The 15,186-nt window shown below is 72.8% G+C and carries 17 protein-coding genes; 9 read left to right on the top strand and 8 right to left on the bottom strand.

All coding sequences use genetic code 11. The annotated features are described in order from the left end of the window. Together ABD52_RS10715 and ABD52_RS10720 are read left to right on the top strand one after the other, a co-directional pair. Positions 1-1,287: RNA polymerase sigma factor (locus tag ABD52_RS10715; RefSeq protein WP_047891702.1), on the top strand; the 1,287-nt coding region annotated here is incomplete at its 5' end. 244 nt (positions 1,288-1,531) lie between these two features. Then, entirely contained in the window at positions 1,532-1,765 is a 234-nt protein-coding gene (locus ABD52_RS10720) for a hypothetical protein (protein ID WP_013284786.1), read from the top strand. 152 nt (positions 1,766-1,917) lie between these two features. On the opposite strand, the gene ABD52_RS10725 is transcribed toward ABD52_RS10720, so the two are convergent. From ABD52_RS10725 to ABD52_RS10735, 3 genes are all read right to left on the bottom strand, one after another. Then, positions 1,918-3,639, bottom strand: coding sequence for a DEAD/DEAH box helicase (locus ABD52_RS10725; RefSeq protein ID WP_041784162.1), 1,722 nt, complete (start codon positions 3,637-3,639; stop codon positions 1,918-1,920). 190 nt (positions 3,640-3,829) lie between these two features. Next, positions 3,830-4,480 (bottom strand): trimeric intracellular cation channel family protein, encoded by a 651-nt coding sequence (locus ABD52_RS10730; protein ID WP_013284784.1) that lies wholly within the window; start codon positions 4,478-4,480, stop codon positions 3,830-3,832. 40 nt (positions 4,481-4,520) lie between these two features. Then, positions 4,521-4,739: a DUF3039 domain-containing protein gene (locus tag ABD52_RS10735; RefSeq protein ID WP_013284783.1), complete on the bottom strand. Its 219-nt coding sequence runs from the start codon at positions 4,737-4,739 to the stop codon at positions 4,521-4,523. A gap of 88 nt (positions 4,740-4,827) precedes the next feature. On the opposite strand from ABD52_RS10735, the gene ABD52_RS10740 reads away from it, so the two are divergent. Both ABD52_RS10740 and ABD52_RS10745 read left to right on the top strand, forming a co-directional pair. Continuing rightward, on the top strand, positions 4,828-5,760 hold the full coding sequence (locus ABD52_RS10740) for a pseudouridine-5'-phosphate glycosidase (RefSeq protein ID WP_013284782.1): 933 nt from the start codon (positions 4,828-4,830) through the stop codon (positions 5,758-5,760). Next, positions 5,757-6,653, top strand: a complete 897-nt coding sequence (locus tag ABD52_RS10745; RefSeq protein WP_047891703.1) for a carbohydrate kinase family protein — start codon at positions 5,757-5,759, stop codon at positions 6,651-6,653. The genes ABD52_RS10740 and ABD52_RS10745 overlap by 4 nt, the downstream gene beginning before the upstream one ends. Positions 6,654-6,692: 39 nt before the next feature. Here the strand turns inward: ABD52_RS10745 and ABD52_RS10750 are convergent, their stop codons facing one another. Next, positions 6,693-7,049 carry a DUF3099 domain-containing protein gene (locus tag ABD52_RS10750; RefSeq protein WP_013284780.1) on the bottom strand — a complete coding sequence of 119 codons (357 nt, stop codon included), beginning with the start codon at positions 7,047-7,049 and terminating at the stop codon, positions 6,693-6,695. A gap of 106 nt (positions 7,050-7,155) precedes the next feature. Between ABD52_RS10750 and ABD52_RS10755 the strand changes: the two genes are divergently transcribed. Both ABD52_RS10755 and ABD52_RS10760 read left to right on the top strand, forming a co-directional pair. Next, entirely contained in the window at positions 7,156-7,467 is a 312-nt protein-coding gene (locus tag ABD52_RS10755; protein ID WP_225319724.1) for a hypothetical protein, read from the top strand. Continuing rightward, on the top strand, positions 7,457-7,768 hold the full coding sequence (locus ABD52_RS10760) for a hypothetical protein (protein WP_013284778.1): 312 nt from the start codon (positions 7,457-7,459) through the stop codon (positions 7,766-7,768). The genes ABD52_RS10755 and ABD52_RS10760 overlap by 11 nt, the downstream gene beginning before the upstream one ends. Before the next feature lie 4 nt (positions 7,769-7,772). Here ABD52_RS10760 and ABD52_RS10765 read toward each other — a convergent pair whose 3' ends face one another. The 3 genes from ABD52_RS10765 to ABD52_RS10775 form a co-directional block, all read right to left on the bottom strand. Further along, positions 7,773-9,005, bottom strand: a complete 1,233-nt coding sequence (locus ABD52_RS10765; RefSeq protein ID WP_047891704.1) for a low temperature requirement protein A — start codon at positions 9,003-9,005, stop codon at positions 7,773-7,775. 72 nt (positions 9,006-9,077) lie between these two features. Next, positions 9,078-9,662, bottom strand: a complete 585-nt coding sequence (locus tag ABD52_RS10770; protein ID WP_013284776.1) for an HhH-GPD-type base excision DNA repair protein — start codon at positions 9,660-9,662, stop codon at positions 9,078-9,080. Between the two features lie 118 nt (positions 9,663-9,780). Further along, entirely contained in the window at positions 9,781-11,001 is a 1,221-nt protein-coding gene (locus ABD52_RS10775; protein ID WP_013284775.1) for a S8 family peptidase, read from the bottom strand. A 179-nt stretch (positions 11,002-11,180) separates the two neighbouring features. On the opposite strand from ABD52_RS10775, the gene ABD52_RS10780 reads away from it, so the two are divergent. After that, a complete protein-coding gene (locus ABD52_RS10780; protein WP_047891705.1) occupies positions 11,181-12,665 on the top strand; it encodes a methyltransferase in 1,485 nt (494 codons plus the stop codon). Then, complete coding sequence (gene dtd, locus ABD52_RS10785; RefSeq protein WP_013474500.1) at positions 12,665-13,087, top strand: D-aminoacyl-tRNA deacylase; 423 nt, start codon at positions 12,665-12,667, stop codon at positions 13,085-13,087. The genes ABD52_RS10780 and dtd overlap by 1 nt, the downstream gene beginning before the upstream one ends. Positions 13,088-13,090: 3 nt before the next feature. Here the strand turns inward: dtd and ABD52_RS10790 are convergent, their stop codons facing one another. After that, the gene (locus ABD52_RS10790) at positions 13,091-13,879 is read right to left on the bottom strand and encodes a sporulation protein (RefSeq protein WP_013284772.1); all 789 of its coding nucleotides are present in this window, start codon (positions 13,877-13,879) and stop codon (positions 13,091-13,093) included. A 220-nt stretch (positions 13,880-14,099) separates the two neighbouring features. Between ABD52_RS10790 and sigB the strand changes: the two genes are divergently transcribed. Continuing rightward, positions 14,100-15,086 (top strand): RNA polymerase sigma factor SigB, encoded by a 987-nt coding sequence (gene sigB / locus ABD52_RS10795; RefSeq protein WP_013284771.1) that lies wholly within the window; start codon positions 14,100-14,102, stop codon positions 15,084-15,086. Positions 15,087-15,186: the final 100 nt, after the last annotated feature.

The raw sequence follows: 15,186 nt of genomic DNA on the forward strand, positions 1-15,186 counted from the left end.
GCCGAGGAGTCGCCCGCCCCGGCCCCCCGGAAGGCGACCGCCCGCAAGGCCACCACCGCCGACGTGGCCAAGGCCGCGGCCCCGGCGAAGGCCACCAAGACGACCCGCGCCACCAAGGCCACCGTGGCGGCGAAGACCGCAGCGGCCAAGCCGGCCAAGGCCGGCGGCAAGGGCGAGGGCCCCGACGGCGAGATCGATCCGGAGGAGCTGGCCGCCGAGATCGAGGACGTGGTGGTCGAGGAGCCGGCCGAGCTGACCCAGGCCGCCGAGGCCGACGCGGCCAGCTCCGCCACCGACAACGACTTCGAGTGGGACGACGAGGAGTCCGAGGCGCTGAAGCAGGCGCGCCGGGACGCCGAGCTGACCGCCTCCGCCGACTCCGTGCGGGCGTACCTGAAGCAGATCGGCAAGGTGCCGCTGCTCAACGCCGAGCAGGAGGTCGAGCTGGCCAAGCGGATCGAGGCCGGCCTCTACGCCGCCGAGCGGCTGCGCGCCGCCGACGAGGGCGAGGAGAAGCTGGTCCGCGACCTCCAGCGCGACCTGATGTGGATCTCGCGGGACGGCGAGCGCGCCAAGAACCACCTGCTGGAGGCGAACCTGCGGCTCGTGGTCTCGCTGGCCAAGCGCTACACCGGCCGTGGCATGGCCTTCCTCGACCTCATCCAGGAGGGCAACCTCGGCCTCATCCGCGCGGTCGAGAAGTTCGACTACACCAAGGGCTACAAGTTCTCCACCTACGCCACCTGGTGGATCCGCCAGGCCATCACCCGCGCCATGGCCGACCAGGCCCGCACCATCCGCATCCCGGTGCACATGGTCGAGGTGATCAACAAGCTCGGCCGCATCCAGCGCGAGCTGCTCCAGGACCTGGGCCGTGAGCCCACCCCGGAGGAGCTGGCCAAGGAGATGGACATCACACCGGAGAAGGTGCTGGAGATCCAGCAGTACGCCCGGGAGCCCATCTCGCTCGACCAGACCATCGGCGACGAGGGTGACAGCCAGCTCGGCGACTTCATCGAGGACTCCGAAGCGGTCGTCGCGGTCGACGCGGTGTCGTTCTCGCTGCTGCAGGACCAGCTCCAGCAGGTCCTGCAGACGTTGTCCGAGCGTGAGGCGGGCGTGGTGCGCCTGCGTTTCGGCCTCACCGACGGACAGCCGCGCACTCTGGACGAGATCGGCCAGGTGTACGGCGTGACCCGGGAACGCATCCGGCAGATCGAATCCAAGACCATGTCCAAGTTGCGGCACCCCTCGCGTTCCCAGGTGCTCCGCGACTACCTGGACTGACCGCGTACGTCAACAAATCGTGCCGGTTTGATCACCAGCCGTAGAACACTCTTTGGTGATCGTTCGGTTGCCTGTTTGTGATCGTTGACGTGGCACCCTTGGTGCACGGCACACTGTCCTCCACGCCAGGTGTGACCTCGGTCCCCCGCGGGCACACAGGGAAGGCAGGGCCCGAGATGGGTGTTGCACGATAGGTGAGCAACCGAAGAGAGTGTTCATCGGTGACGACCAGAGGAGGAAGGCGATGACCCCGACCCTCACGCCGCCGCCCGAGACGGTGAGCCCCCCGGCCGCCGATGAACGGTGCGACCGCTGCAATGCTGCCGGCAAGCTCCGCATCACTCTGGCGGGTGGGAGTGAGCTGGTGTTCTGTGGGCACCACGCGAACAAGTACGCGGAGGATCTCGTGAAGATCACCGTGCGGTACGCGTCGGACCCGGAGTTCAGCTGGCGAGGCGCCGATCTCATGGCGAACTGAGGTCCGACAAGAAGTCCACAACCCGACATGACCGGCCGGAGGCACCCGCAAGGGGAGCCTCCGGCCGGTTTTTCGTGCCGGGTGCCAACGGTGCGCGACGGTGTTAAGAAGGGGCCCCTGCTCTACCGGAGGCGTTAACAGGGGGCCCTTCCTTACAGGGTCTGCACGGTGGCGATGCGCTCCTCGAGCTGCTCGATCGTCGCCTGCGCGCTGGGCGGGCCGCCGCAGATCCGGCGCAGCTCGGCATGGATCTTGCCGTGCGGCTGGCCGGTGTGGTGGTGCCGGGCGGCCACCAGAGCGTTCAGCTGCCGCCGTAGCGCCACCCGGCGCTGGGCGGCACTCATCGGTGGGGGCGCCGCCACCGGGGCCGCAGCGGCCGGCTCAGCGGTCCGCTGGGCGGCCCGGCGCTTCTGCGCGGCGAGCTGCTCGGCCTGCCGCTTGGTCAGCAGCAGCGAGACCTGGTCGGCGGTGAGCAGACCGGGCAGACCGAGGTATTCCTCCTCCTCGGGCGTGCCGGCCTGGGCGGCGGTGCCGAACGAGGCACCGTCGAAGATCACCTGGTCCAGCTCGGCGGTCGCGGAGAGCGCCGCGAAGCGCTTCTCCAGCTCCCCGCTGGCGCCGTCGTCGCGCTGGGCGCGCTCCAGCAGGTCGTCGTCGAAGCCCTCGCGGTCCTTCGGCTTGCCGAGCACGTGGTCCCGCTCGGCCTCCATCTCGCTGGCGAGCCCGAGCAGGTGCGGCACGCTGGGCAGGAACACCGACGCGGTCTCGCCGGAGCGGCGGGCCCGGACGAACCGGCCGATCGCCTGCGCGAAGTACAGCGGGGTGCTGGCACTCGTCGCGTACACGCCGACGGCCAGGCGGGGGATGTCGACGCCCTCGGACACCATCCGCACCGCGACCAGCCACCGCTGCTGGGAGGCGGCGAACGTCGCGATCCGCGCGGACGCGCCCTGGTCGTCGGAGAGCACCACGGCGGCCTTCTCACCGGTCACCTGCTCCAGCAGCTTCGCGTACGAGCGGGCCACCTGCTGGTCGCTGGCGATGACCAGGCCGCCCGCGTCGGGCATGCCGTTGGCGCGCAGCACGGTCAGGCGGGCGTCGGCGGCGCGCAGCACCTGCGGCATCCAGTCGCCGGCCGGGTCCAGCGCGGTACGCCACGCCTGGGCGATCAGGTCCTGCGTCATCGGCTCACCGAGGCGGGCGGCCAGCTCCTCGCCGGCGTTCGTGCGCCAGCGGGTCTCCCCCGAGTACGCCAGGAACAGCACCGGCCGGACCACGCCCTCGCGCAGCGCGTCGGAGTAGCCGTAGACCGAGTCGGCGCGGGAGCGCAGCAGCCCGTCGCCGCCGCGCTCGTAGCTGACGAACGGGATCGGGTTGTCGTCGGAGCGGAACGGCGTACCGGTGAGCATCAGCCGGCGTACCGCGGGCTCGAACGCCGCCTTCACGCCGTCGCCCCAGGTACGCGAGTCGCCGGCGTGGTGGATCTCGTCGAGGATGACGAGCGTGCGCCGGGTCATGGTGCGCCGCCGGTGCACCTGCGGCGCCATGCCCACCTGGGCGTAGGTGACCACGGCGCCGTGGAAGTCGGCGGCGGAGTGCAGGTCGGCGTTGCGGAACGCGGCGTCGAGCTGGATGCCGACCCGTGCGGCGGCCTGCGCCCACTGGGTCTTCAGGTGCTCGGTCGGCGCGACCACGGTGACCGCCTCGACGGTGCCGTCGGCGAGCAGCTCGGCGGCGATGCGCAACGCGAACGTGGTCTTACCGGCGCCGGGCGTGGCGACCGCTGTGAAGTCCTCGGTCCGGCGGCGCAGGTACTCCACCAGCGCCTTGCGTTGCCAGGCGCGCAGGGGCGGGAACGTGTCGAGCGCCGGCATCCGCGGTGGCACGCGTAGCTCCTCTCCGCCGCGGACGGCGGCGGGCCCGACCGGGGCCACGGGAGCCGCCGCCCATGAAAACGCCCTCGCGCATCCGTGCCGCGAAGGCCGGTTCAGCATAACCAGCGCGGGCCGTACGCCCCACTCGACGCCACGCCTGTCACATCCGCCCACCCCGGCGCGGATCGGGTCAGGGCAGTGGTCCCCGGGTGCCGGTGCGCGGCGGCCGCAGCGTCGCCACCGGGGCGGACCAGCGGCGGCGCAGCGCGATCAGGCGCAGCCCGAACACGAGCAGCGCGGCGCCGGTGAGCGGTACGGCGGTGGCCTGTCCGCACGCCGACAGCAGCGCCACCGCGATCGAGCCGGCGAGCGCCGCGAGCGCGTAGATCTCCCGGCGCAGCACCACCGGGATCTCGCCGGTGAGCAGGTCGCGGCCGAGCCCGCCGCCGATCGCGGTGAGCATGCCGATCATGCAGGCGCCGACCGCCGGCACGGCGGCGTCGAGGGCCTTGAGCGTGCCGGTGACTGTGAACAGGCCGAGACCGGCCGCGTCCAGCACCAGCACTGTGGTGCGCAGCCGGGCGAGCTGGGGGTGCAGCCAGAACACGGCCGCGGCGACGACTGCGGCGGTGGCGGCGTAGCGCCAGTCGGCGAACGCCAGCGGGGGCACCTCGTCGATGGCCAGGTCGCGGAAGATACCGCCGCCGAGCGCGGCGACCACGCCGACGAAGACCACCCCGAACAGGTCGAGCCGTTTCGCCACCGCCGCGGAGGCGCCGGAGGCGGCGAAGACCGCCACGCCGGTGAGGTCGGCGAGCAGGAGGGCGGTGGAGGTGGTCACCGCCGCAGGTTACGTGCAGGGGCGGCGGAGCCGCCCGGGATCACTCGGCGTACGAGTCGTAGATCTCCTTGCACTTCGGGCACACCGGCGAGCCCGGCTTGGCCGCCTTGGTGACCGGGAACGTCTCGCCGCAGAGCGCGACCACGTAGGTGCCCATGACGGCACTCTCGGCGATCTTCTCCTTGCGGACGTAGTGGAACATCTCCGGACCAGTGTCCGCGTCCTTCAGCTCGGGACGCTCGAGAACCTCTGTGCTCACGACTACACCTCCGGCGTTCCAGTTTTGCAGGTCGGTCCGCCCCGGTCCACCTGGGCCCCGGCCGGAAGCGGCCCGTACGGTAACCGACGTGACCAACTTTCACATCAGTCTCGGTAGTGAGGTGGCCGACGCCCTGCGGGACGGCCGCCCGGTCGTGGCGTTGGAGAGCACGATCGTCTCGCACGGGCTGCCCCGCCCGGACAACCTGCGGGTGGCGCGCGAGATCGAGCAGGCGGTACGGGACGCGGGGGCGGTGCCGGCCACCATCGGCATGGTCGCCGGCGAGCTGCGGGTGGGGCTGGACGACGCCCAGCTCACCCGGCTCGCCACCGTCGACGGCGTGAGCAAGCTCTCGGTCCGCGACCTGGCCCCGGCGGCGGCGACAGGTGCGGACGGCGCGACCACCGTCGCGGCCACCAGCGCGGTCGCGGCGGCGGCCGGGATCGGCGTGTTCGCCACCGGCGGGCTCGGCGGCGTGCACCGGGAGGCGGCGCAGACGTTCGACGAGTCGGCCGACCTGGTCACGCTGGCCCGGACGCCGATCGCCGTGGTCTGCGCCGGGGTGAAGTCGATCCTCGACGTGGGTGCCACGCTGGAGCGCCTGGAGACGCTCGGGGTGGGCGTGGTCGGCTACCGCACCCGCCGCTTCCCCGGCTTCTACCTCACCGACGCGGGCTTCGACCTGGACTGGTCTGTCGATTCGCCGGAGCAGGTGGCGGACGTGCTGGCCGCCCGCGCGGCGCACGGCGTGCACCACGGCGGCCTGGTGGTGGCCAACCCGCTGCCCGCCGACGAGCAGCTCGACCCGGCGCTGCACGACCGCACGCTCGCCGAGGGCCTGGCCGCGCTGGCCCGCGAGGGGATCACCGGCAAGGCGGTCACCCCGTTCCTGCTGTCGCACTTCCACTCCGCCACCGAGGGCGCCAGCCTGGCGGTGAACGTCCGGATCATCCTGCGTAACGCCGACCTCGCGGCCCGGATCGCGGTCGCCGCGGCGGCCCGCCCCACCGGTACGGCATGAACGCCAGGCCGCGCATCGTCGTCGTCGGCGACGTGATCACCGACGTGCTCGCGGTGCTGTCCGGGCCGCTCGCGACCGGCTCGGACACCGCGGCCGGCATCCGGTTCAGCGGCGGCGGGCAGGCGGCGAACACAGCGGCCTGGCTCGCCGGGCAGGGCGCCGCGGTGACGCTGGTCGCCGCCGTCGGCGACGACGAGACCGGCCGGGAGCGGGTGGCCGAGCTGAGCCGGATCGGTGTCGACTGCGCGGTGGAGCGGCACGAGGGCTACCCGACCGGCACCGTCATCGTGCTCACCCACGACGGGGAGCGCACGATGGTCAGCCAGCGCGGCGCGAACCTGCGGCTGACCGCCGGGCACGTGGACGCGGCACTGGCCGCCGCGCCCGACGCCGGGCATCTGCACCTGTCCGCGTACACCCTCTTGGACGTCGGGTCGCGCGGCGCCGGCCTGCGCGCGCTGGCCACCGCTCGCGAGCGCGGGCTGACAGTCAGCGTCGACGCGGCGTCCGCGGCGCCGCTGCGGCGCGTCGGCGGGGCGTTCCTGACCTGGGTACGCGACGTCGACCTGCTGCTCGTCAACACGGACGAGGCGACGGTGCTGGCCGGCGGGCTGGACCCGGCGGCGCAGGCGCGGGCGCTCACCGCGGTGGCGCACCGGGTGGTGGTCAAGCGCGGCGCGGCGGGCGCGGTGTGGGTGGAGCGCGGCGGTGTGGTGGAGTTCGCGCCCGCGCCCGGGGTGGACGTGGTGGACGTGACGGGTGCCGGGGACGCGTTCGCGGCCGGGCTGCTCACCGCGTGGCTGGCCGGGGCCGACCCGCGTGCGGCGCTGGGCCGCGCCGGTGACCTGGGCGCGCTCGCCGTGACGACAGTAGGCGCCCGCCCGGCTCCCTGACGCCTGCGGCCGGTCCGGGCGGTGCTCCGCCCGGGCCGGTCAGGGCTCGGCGTCGATGATCTTGTGCGGATTCTCCTCGGCGGTCAGAGCCGTGGGCGCGGGCTCCTCGCGGCGCCGGTTCTGGAACCGGTTCGCCAGGCGGTGCTCCTCCTTCGGCGGCCGGTCGTTCGCCAGCAGCACCGCCAGCCAGGGCACGAGCACCATGCCGAGCGCGCACAGCGGCAGCCAGAGCCAGAGCAGCGGGGCCTTCGCGCCGACCAGGATCGCGCCGGCCACCAGACACGCGACCCGGATGGCCATCATCAGCACGTACCGCTTCTGCCGGCTGTTGAGCTGGTCGTCCTGGCTGCGCGGGGCGTCGGTGATCAGTATCGGCTGGTACGCCTGACGCTTCACCACGGACCTCCTACGAGGGGATAGGGCCCATCCTGTCACCCCGGACGGATGATCGACGAAATTCGTGACAGCCGGGTGCGTGTTACGTGCGTGGTACGCTTCGCGCGTGGCCAACCGGTTCAGCTTCACCGACGAGGCGCTGGCGAACCTGCGGGTCTACGACGTCACACCCGGGGAAGTCTGGGAGGCCCTGCACAGCAAGCGCCGGGTCATCCGCCACCTCGGGGACGACGTGATGGTGGTCTACGCCACCGACCACCGGGGCCGGCGGCTCGCCGTGCTGCTGGCCGAGGCCGACGGCACCGACAACGACTGGGACATCCTCTCCGCCCGCGAACTGAGCGACGTCGAGGCCAAGCGCTACGACGAGGCGGTGCGGAGATCACGCCGACGAGGAGGCGGTCACGATGCACCGTGACGAGGCGACCAAGCGGTTCCACGCCGGAGGCGACGCGTTCGCCGACCTGATCGACGACACGTCGCCGGCACAGCTGCCCACCCCCGACACCGATGTGCCGATGGTCAGCCGGTCGGTCCGGCTCCCGCTGGAGACGTACGAGCGGGTCCGCGCCGCCGCCGACGCGCGCGGCATCGGGGTGACCACACTGATGCGGCAGTGGATCGAGGCCGGCCTGGCCGACCTGGACGACTCGGCCACCGTCTCGCTGGCCGACGTACGCCGCGCGCTGGCGTCGCTGTCCCGCCCGACCGCCGCCTGACGGCTCACGCCTCGGGGCCGCCCTCGCCGAGCGCCTCCCGCCCGATCGGCGAGGCGGAGGACTCCGGCGGCCGGTGCCAGGCCCGGCGGGCGTCGGCGAACGCGACGAGCGCCAGCACGAGGGCCACCGCGCCGAGCGCGAACATCGCCGGCACGGTCGCCAGCGCGGGCAGGAGCAGCACCAGGGCCAGCAGCCCGGCCAGCCGGGGGCGGGACACCCGGCCGAAGATCTCGTACTCGAACCGGGAGCGGGCGGCCAGGAACAGCGCCGGGCCGCCCACCACGAAGACCAGCCAGTTCGGCCGGGCCGTGTCGTACGGGTGGGCGATCACCAGCTCGTAACCGACCGCGGCGCTGAGCACCCCGAGCACCATGAACAGGTGGGTCTGCGCCGCCGACTCGGCCAGCCGCCCCGGCGTGCCGGCCATCCGCAGCGCCTCCGCCAGCAGGTGACCGGCCCGGTAGAAGTAGATGCGCCAGAGCAACGCCGTGATCACGAACGAGATCGTGAACGCCACCGCCGCGTCGCCGGAGAACTCCTTCCCGCTGTAGGTCACGCCGATCACCAGGATCGACTCGCCGAGCGCGATGAGGAAGATCTGCTGGTAGCGCTCTGCCAGGTGCTCCCCGGCGACGAGCCACTGCCGGATGCGCGACGCCCCGATCCACGGCAGCGGCCAGCCCAGGAACGTGCCGAGGCGGTCCACCGCCAGCGCGACGACCCACAGCGCCAGGCGCGGACCGGGCATCAGCGCGCCGGCGATCCACAGCGGGGCGCTGACCCCCGCCCAGACGGCGAGCCGCAGCGGGACCAGACGCCGCGGGTGGGCACGCAACGCCACCGCGATCAGCAGCGGCCGCCCGACCATCACCACCACGTACGCGAGCGCGAACGGCAACGCCCGCTCCTCCAGGGCGCGGGGCAGGGTCACGCCCAGCACCAGGCTGCCGAACATGGTGCCGACCGCCACGACCTGGATGACGGCGCGCTCCGGCTCGTACCGGCTGGTGACCCAGGTGGTGATCGTCCAGACCTGCCAGAGCACCAGGAACAGCAGCAGGGTCCTGCCCACGTCGGCGGCCACCGCACCGGCGGAGCCGTCGACGCCGTTGATCAGCCGCTGGGAGACCCGGGTCAGCGCGAACACGAAGACCAGGTCGAAGAAGAGCTCCAGGAAGGTGGCCCGCCCGGGGCTGGACGCGGTACGCAGCAGCGCCCCGCCCCGCTGCTCGGTCATCGTCCGCCCCTGTCCCCCGTCCTGGCGACCAACGACAGGGACGGCGGGCCGGTTGCGGCGGCGTACGGCGGATCAGCCCTTCGCGGCCTTCGCCTCCGCCTTCATCCGCTGCTTGAACTCGCGTACCCGGCGCAGCGACTCGGGATCGGTCACGTCCGCCACCGAACGGTGGGCGTCCGCGTCGCCGTAGTCGCCGGCTGCCTCGCGCCAGCCGTCCGGGGTGATCCCGAACCGCTTGCCGAGCAGCGCGACGAAGATCTGCGCCTTCTGCCGGCCGAACCCGGGCAGCTCACCCACCCGGCGCAGCAGCTCCCGGCCGTCGGTCACGTCGGACCAGAGCCGGGCCGGGTCGCCGTCGTAGCGCTCGACGAGCGCCCGGCACACCTCCTGCACACGGGCCGCCATCGCCTTGGGGAACCGGTGCAGCGCGGGCGGCCGGGCGAAGATCTCCACGAGGGCGTCCGGGTCGTACCCGGCCAGTTCCGCGGCGTCGGGCTCGTGGCCGAGGCGCTGCGCCAGCACGTACGGGGAGGAGAACGCCTTCTCCATCGGCACCTGCTGGTCCAGCACCATGCCGAGGAGCAGGGCCAGCGGGCTGCGTGCCAGCAGCTCGTTGGCCTGCGGGTCGATGGGCAGTGACAGCGTCATGGGGACCATAGTGCCGCGCCGGCCGCCGGTCGGGGGCGGCGACTCCCCGACGACGTGACGCGGCCCGGCGGACCCCTGGGAGGTCCGCCGGGCCGCGGCCCACGGAGTGGTCAGGTCGCCCGTGTCGTCAGTTGACGACGAAGAGCAGCCGGTTCGGCGAGCCCGAGCCCGGGCTGGTCACCTTGCCGGTGGTGGCGTTGCTGGTCAGGTAGCTGGCCACCTGAGCCGGGGTGTAGGAGGTGTTCGCGGACAGGACGAGCGCCGCCGCGCCGGCCACGTGCGGGGACGCCATCGAGGTGCCGCTGATCGTGTTGGTGGCGGTGTCGCTGGTACGCCACGCCGAGGTGATCGACGAACCCGGGGCGAAGATGTCCACGCAGGAGCCGTAGTTGGAGAAGGACGACCGCGCGTCGGTGCTGGTGGTCGAGCCGACGGTGATCGCCGAGGCGACGCGGGCCGGCGAGGAGTTGCACGCGTTGGCGCTGGAGTTGCCGGCCGCGAGCGCGTACGTGATGCCGGAGTTGATCGAGTTCGCCACCGCGTTGTCCAGCGTGGTGCTGGCGCCGCCGCCGAGGCTCATGTTGGCCACGGCCGGCTTCACCGCGTTCGAGGTGACCCAGTTGACGCCGCTGATCACGCCGGCGGTGGTGCCGCTGCCGGAGCAGTTGAGCACCTTGACGGCCACCAGGCGCACGCTCTTGGCCACGCCGTACCTGGTGCCGCCGACCGTGCCGGCGACGTGGGTGCCGTGGCCGTTGCAGTCGGTGTTGTTGGTGTCCACCGTGTTGGTGCCCCAGGTGGCCCGGCCGCCGAAGTCGCTGTGCGTGGTGCGGATGCCCGTGTCGATGATGTAGGCGCGCACGTTGCTGGCGGTGTTCGGGTAGGTGAAGGTGCTGTTCAGCGGCAGGTTGCGCTGGTCGATCCGGTCCAGGCCCCAGGTGGCGCCGGTCTGGGTGCCCTGGGTGGTCATCACGCGGTCCTGCTCGACGTACGCGACGGCCGGGTCGGCGGCCAGGCGGCGCGCCTGGGCGGGGGTCATCTTCGCGCTGTAGCCGGTGAGAGCGGAGCTCCACACCGTGCCGACGTTGCCGCCGTAGCGCTTGGCCAGGCCGGCGGCCCGGTCCGGGACGGCGGTACGGGCGGCGAGGGTGTTCGCGGTGCCGACCGCGTCGCCCTTGAGCACGACCACGTAGCTGCCGCTGACGGCGTCCGCGGCGCCGGCGTACCGGATCTCCCCGGTGGGCGCGGCGAGAGCGGGCGTGGAGGCGGCGGCGGCGAAGGCCGCGGCGGCGGCCGTGACGGCGAGCGCACGCAGCGCGCGCCGCCGGGGAAGGGACACGTCGGGCATCGTCTGGCTCCCTACCGGGCGGCCCGGTTTGTGGCCGGATCGCCCCATCGACGGATGTTGGCAGGAATGCTAACCAGAGATCGATGCACATGAAAGAGATAGTTGCCGATAGATACGGTCCACGTTATGGATCGGCGGGTGCGCGCCACGCCGGACCGCGCCCGAGGCAGGATGAGCACGTGGACCGTCACGACATGCTGCTCTCCCCCGCCGGGGTCGACGCACTGCGCACCGCGCTCACGCTCGGCCGCTTCACCGCCAACGGGATCGCCGACCGCCTGGGCCCGCAGGGCACCGGCGCGGTGGCCCGCAACGACTACCGGGCCGCGCTGCGCGCCACCGAGGACCGGGACCGGCTGGCCACGCTGATCCGCGTCTTCATCTGCGACCAGACCGAGCCGGAGGCGGCGGTGGCCTCCGCGCTGGCCCCGCTCGCCCTGGACGAGGCGCTGGCCGGAGGCATCGTGGAGCGGCACGGCGACGGCCTGCGCGCCGGGGTCGACCTGGAGCCGTACGGGGACGACTGGTGGGTACTCGCCGACGTGCCGGCCAGCGCGCGGCCCGGGCGCCCGCTGCACGCCGAGCACGTGCTGGGCATCGGCGGCGCCACCCAGACGCTGATCTCGGCGGCCGTCCGCCCGACCGTGGACACCGCGCTCGACCTCGGCACCGGCTCCGGCGTCCAGGCGCTGCACCTGGGCACCCACGCCCGCCGGGTCACCGCCACCGACGTCTCCGAGCGGGCGCTGCGGTTCGCCGCGACCACCGCCGCGCTCAACGGTCAGGACTGGGAGCTGCTGCGCGGGGACATGGTCGCGCCGGTGGCCGGGCGCCGCTTCGACCTGGTGGTCAGCAACCCGCCGTTCGTGGTCGGCCCGGGCACCACCACGCACGTCTACCGGGACTCCGGTCGGGTTGGCGACGCGATCGGCGCGGAGCTGGCAGCGGCCGCGCCGGACCTGCTCACCGAGGGCGGCACCATGCAGTACCTGGCGAACTGGGTGCACGTCACCGGCGAGGACTGGGCCGAGCGGGTCACCGGCTGGTTCGCCGGCACCGGCCTGGACGCCTGGGTGATCCAGCGCGAGGTGGCCGACCCGATGGCGTACGTGAACCTGTGGCTCACCGACGTCGGCGAGAGCGCCGACCCGCAGCGGATGGCGGCCTGGCTGGACTGGTTCGACGCGCACAAGGTGGAGGCGATCGGCTTCGGCATCGTCTCGCTGCGCCGCTCCGGCCACGACCAGCCGGTCGTCCGGGTGGAGGACCTGCGCCAGCGGGTCGAGCCGCCGCTGGGCGACCGGATCGGCGAGTGGTTCGCCCGGCAGGACTGGCTGCGCACCCGGGACACCGAGGGCCTGCTCGCCGCCCGCTACCGCGCCGCCGACGGACTCCAGCTGCGGCAGGAGGCCACCATGGGCGACGACGGCTGGGCTGTGGACCGGCAGGTCCTGGCCATGCCGCGCGGGCTGCGCTGGTCCGAGGAGATCGACCCGCTGGTGCTCGCCCTGGTCGGCGGCGCCGACGGCCGGCTGCCGCTGCGCGACCAGCTCGCCCTGCTGGCCGCAGCGCACGACGTGGCCCCGGACGAGCTGGCCGAGGCGGCCGGACCGATCGTGGCACACCTGGTCGAGCGCGGCATCGTCGAGCCGGTGACCGACTGATGCGGGCGGTGGTGCAGACCGTCGGCCGGGCCCGGGTGACTGTCGACGACGAGGTGACCGGTGAGATCGCCGACGGGCTGCTGGTGCTGCTCGGCGTCACCCACACCGACACCCCGCAGGTGGCCGCCACCATGGCCCGCAAGCTGCACGAGCTGCGCATCCTTGACGACGAGCGCAGCGCCGCCGACGTCGGGGCGCCGCTGCTCGTGGTCAGCCAGTTCACGCTCTACGGCGACGCCCGCAAGGGCCGGCGACCGAGCTGGACCGCCGCCGCGCCCGCCGAGGTGGCCGAACCCCTGGTGGACGCCGTGGTCGAACAGTTGCGCGCCCGGGGTGCGAAGGTGGAGACCGGCCGCTTCCGCGCCCACATGCTGGTGGAGAGCGTCAACGTCGGTCCCCGGACCCTCGTGCTCGACCTCTGAGGCCTAGAAGAACAGCCCGCGGCGGGACAGCGACTGACGCAGCCAGCCGTCGAGCTGGGCGGCCCAGTCCGTCCGGTCCGCCGTCGCGTGGTCCACAGTGAACCGGCCGAACGCGTCCCGGCCCTCGGTGAACAGGCCGCCCCGCTTGTCCAGCTCCAGCACCACGTGGACCTGGCGCGGATCGGTCACGAAGGTGACCTCGAGCTGGTTCATCGCGCCCGCGTACTGCGGCGCCGGGTAGAACTCGATCTCCTGGTAGAAGGGCAGCTGCTGGTGCAGACCGTAGATGTGTCCACGCTCGACGTCGGCCCGCGCAAACCGGAAGCCCAGCCGTAGCAGCGCCTCCAGCAGCCGCTCGTGGGCCGGCAGCGGGTGCACCGCCACCGGGTCCAGGTCGCCCTTGTCCATCGCCCGAGCCACCTCCAGCTCGGTACGCAGACCCATCGTCATGCCGTGCAGGTGCTGGCCGTACAGGTCGGTCAGCGGCGTCTCCCAGGGCACCTGGAAGCGGAACGGCACGTCGTGCCGCTGCCCCGGCTCCAGCCGGAACGCGCCGGTCACCTGGGCCCGGCCGAACTCCTGGTTCACGTCGTACTCGCTGTCGGAGCTCTCCACCTCGACCCGCGTGACCAGGCCGAGTGCGATGTAGCTCACGTCCACCGGGTGGTCGCCGCCGACCACCTGGATCCGGCCCGCCAGCTCGCCGCCGGGGCGGCAGTTCGGGTTGGCCAGCACCGTCTCCACCGACGGTCCACCCACACCCATCGCCTGCATGAGCCGCTTGAAGACCACCACGTTCTCCGATCGTCAGTGCCGTGCCGGCCCCGACGGCCGGTCGGTGGCACGGTAACCGCGCCGGGCAAGGGAACGCCGGATTCCGGCCGGGATTCCTGTCGGGTCTCCGATCGCCTCACTCCCGTCTCACGCCCCGACCGCCAAGCTGTTTGTCATCGGCCACCACCGCGTGGGCGGCACGGGACCGGTAGGCACGTCGGACACGGGGAGAACAGAGATGACCCAGCAGATGATCGAGCACCAGGACATGGACGTCACCCTCACGGACCTCGACGCCACCGACGAGCGCGGCGTCTCCACCGATCTGGTCCGGGCGTACCTGAACGGCATCGGCCGCACCAAGCTGCTCACCGCGGCGCAGGAGGTCGAGCTGAGCAAGCGGATCGAGGCCGGCCTCTTCGCCGAGGAGAAGCTGGCCACCTGCACCCCCGTCTCCGCCGAGCTGCACGCGGACCTGGCGCTGATCGCGGCCGAGGGCCGCGCCGCCAAGGACCACCTGCTGGAGGCCAACCTGCGGCTGGTGGTGAGCATCGCCAAGCGCTACACCGGTCGCGGCATGGCCTTCCTCGACCTCATCCAGGAGGGCAACCTCGGCCTGATCCGCGCGGTCGAGAAGTTCGACTACACCAAGGGCTACAAGTTCTCCACCTACGCCACCTGGTGGATCCGCCAGGCCATCACCCGCGCCATGGCCGACCAGGCCCGCACCATCCGCATCCCGGTGCACATGGTCGAGCAGGTCAACCGGATGGTCCGGGTGCGCCGCGAGCTGTCGGTGACGCTGGGCCGCGAGCCCACCGTCAGCGAGGTCGCCACAGCGCTGGAGATCCCGGAGTTCCAGGTGATCGAGCTGATCTCCTACGACCGGGAGCCGGTCAGCCTGGACCAGGCCGTCGGCGAGGACGGCGAGAGCGCGCTCGGCGACTTCGTCGCCGCCGTCGACCCGCGTACCGAGCCGGGCGACGCCGCCACCAACGGCGAGCTGCGCAACGAGGTCCGCATCGTGCTGGCCACGCTGTCCCAGCGGGAGCAGGCGGTGATCCGGCTGCGCTTCGGCCTGGACGACGGCCGGCAGCGCACGCTGGACGAGGTCGGCCGCGAATTCGGCCTGTCCCGGGAGCGGATCCGGCAGATCGAGAAGGTCACGCTGCTCAAGCTGCGCGACCCGGAGCGGGCGAACCGGCTGGAGGCGTACGCCTGCTGACCCACCCCAGCCCCGACAGGCCCCGGCGGTTCGCCGGGGCCTGTCGCGCTTGACCCGGGCGCTCCCACCGTATACAACCGACTGGTTACACAACCAGGAG

The sequence above is a fragment of the Micromonospora sp. RV43 genome (assembly GCF_001029515.1).
GTDB classification, from domain to species: Bacteria; Actinomycetota; Actinomycetes; order Mycobacteriales; family Micromonosporaceae; genus Micromonospora; species Micromonospora aurantiaca.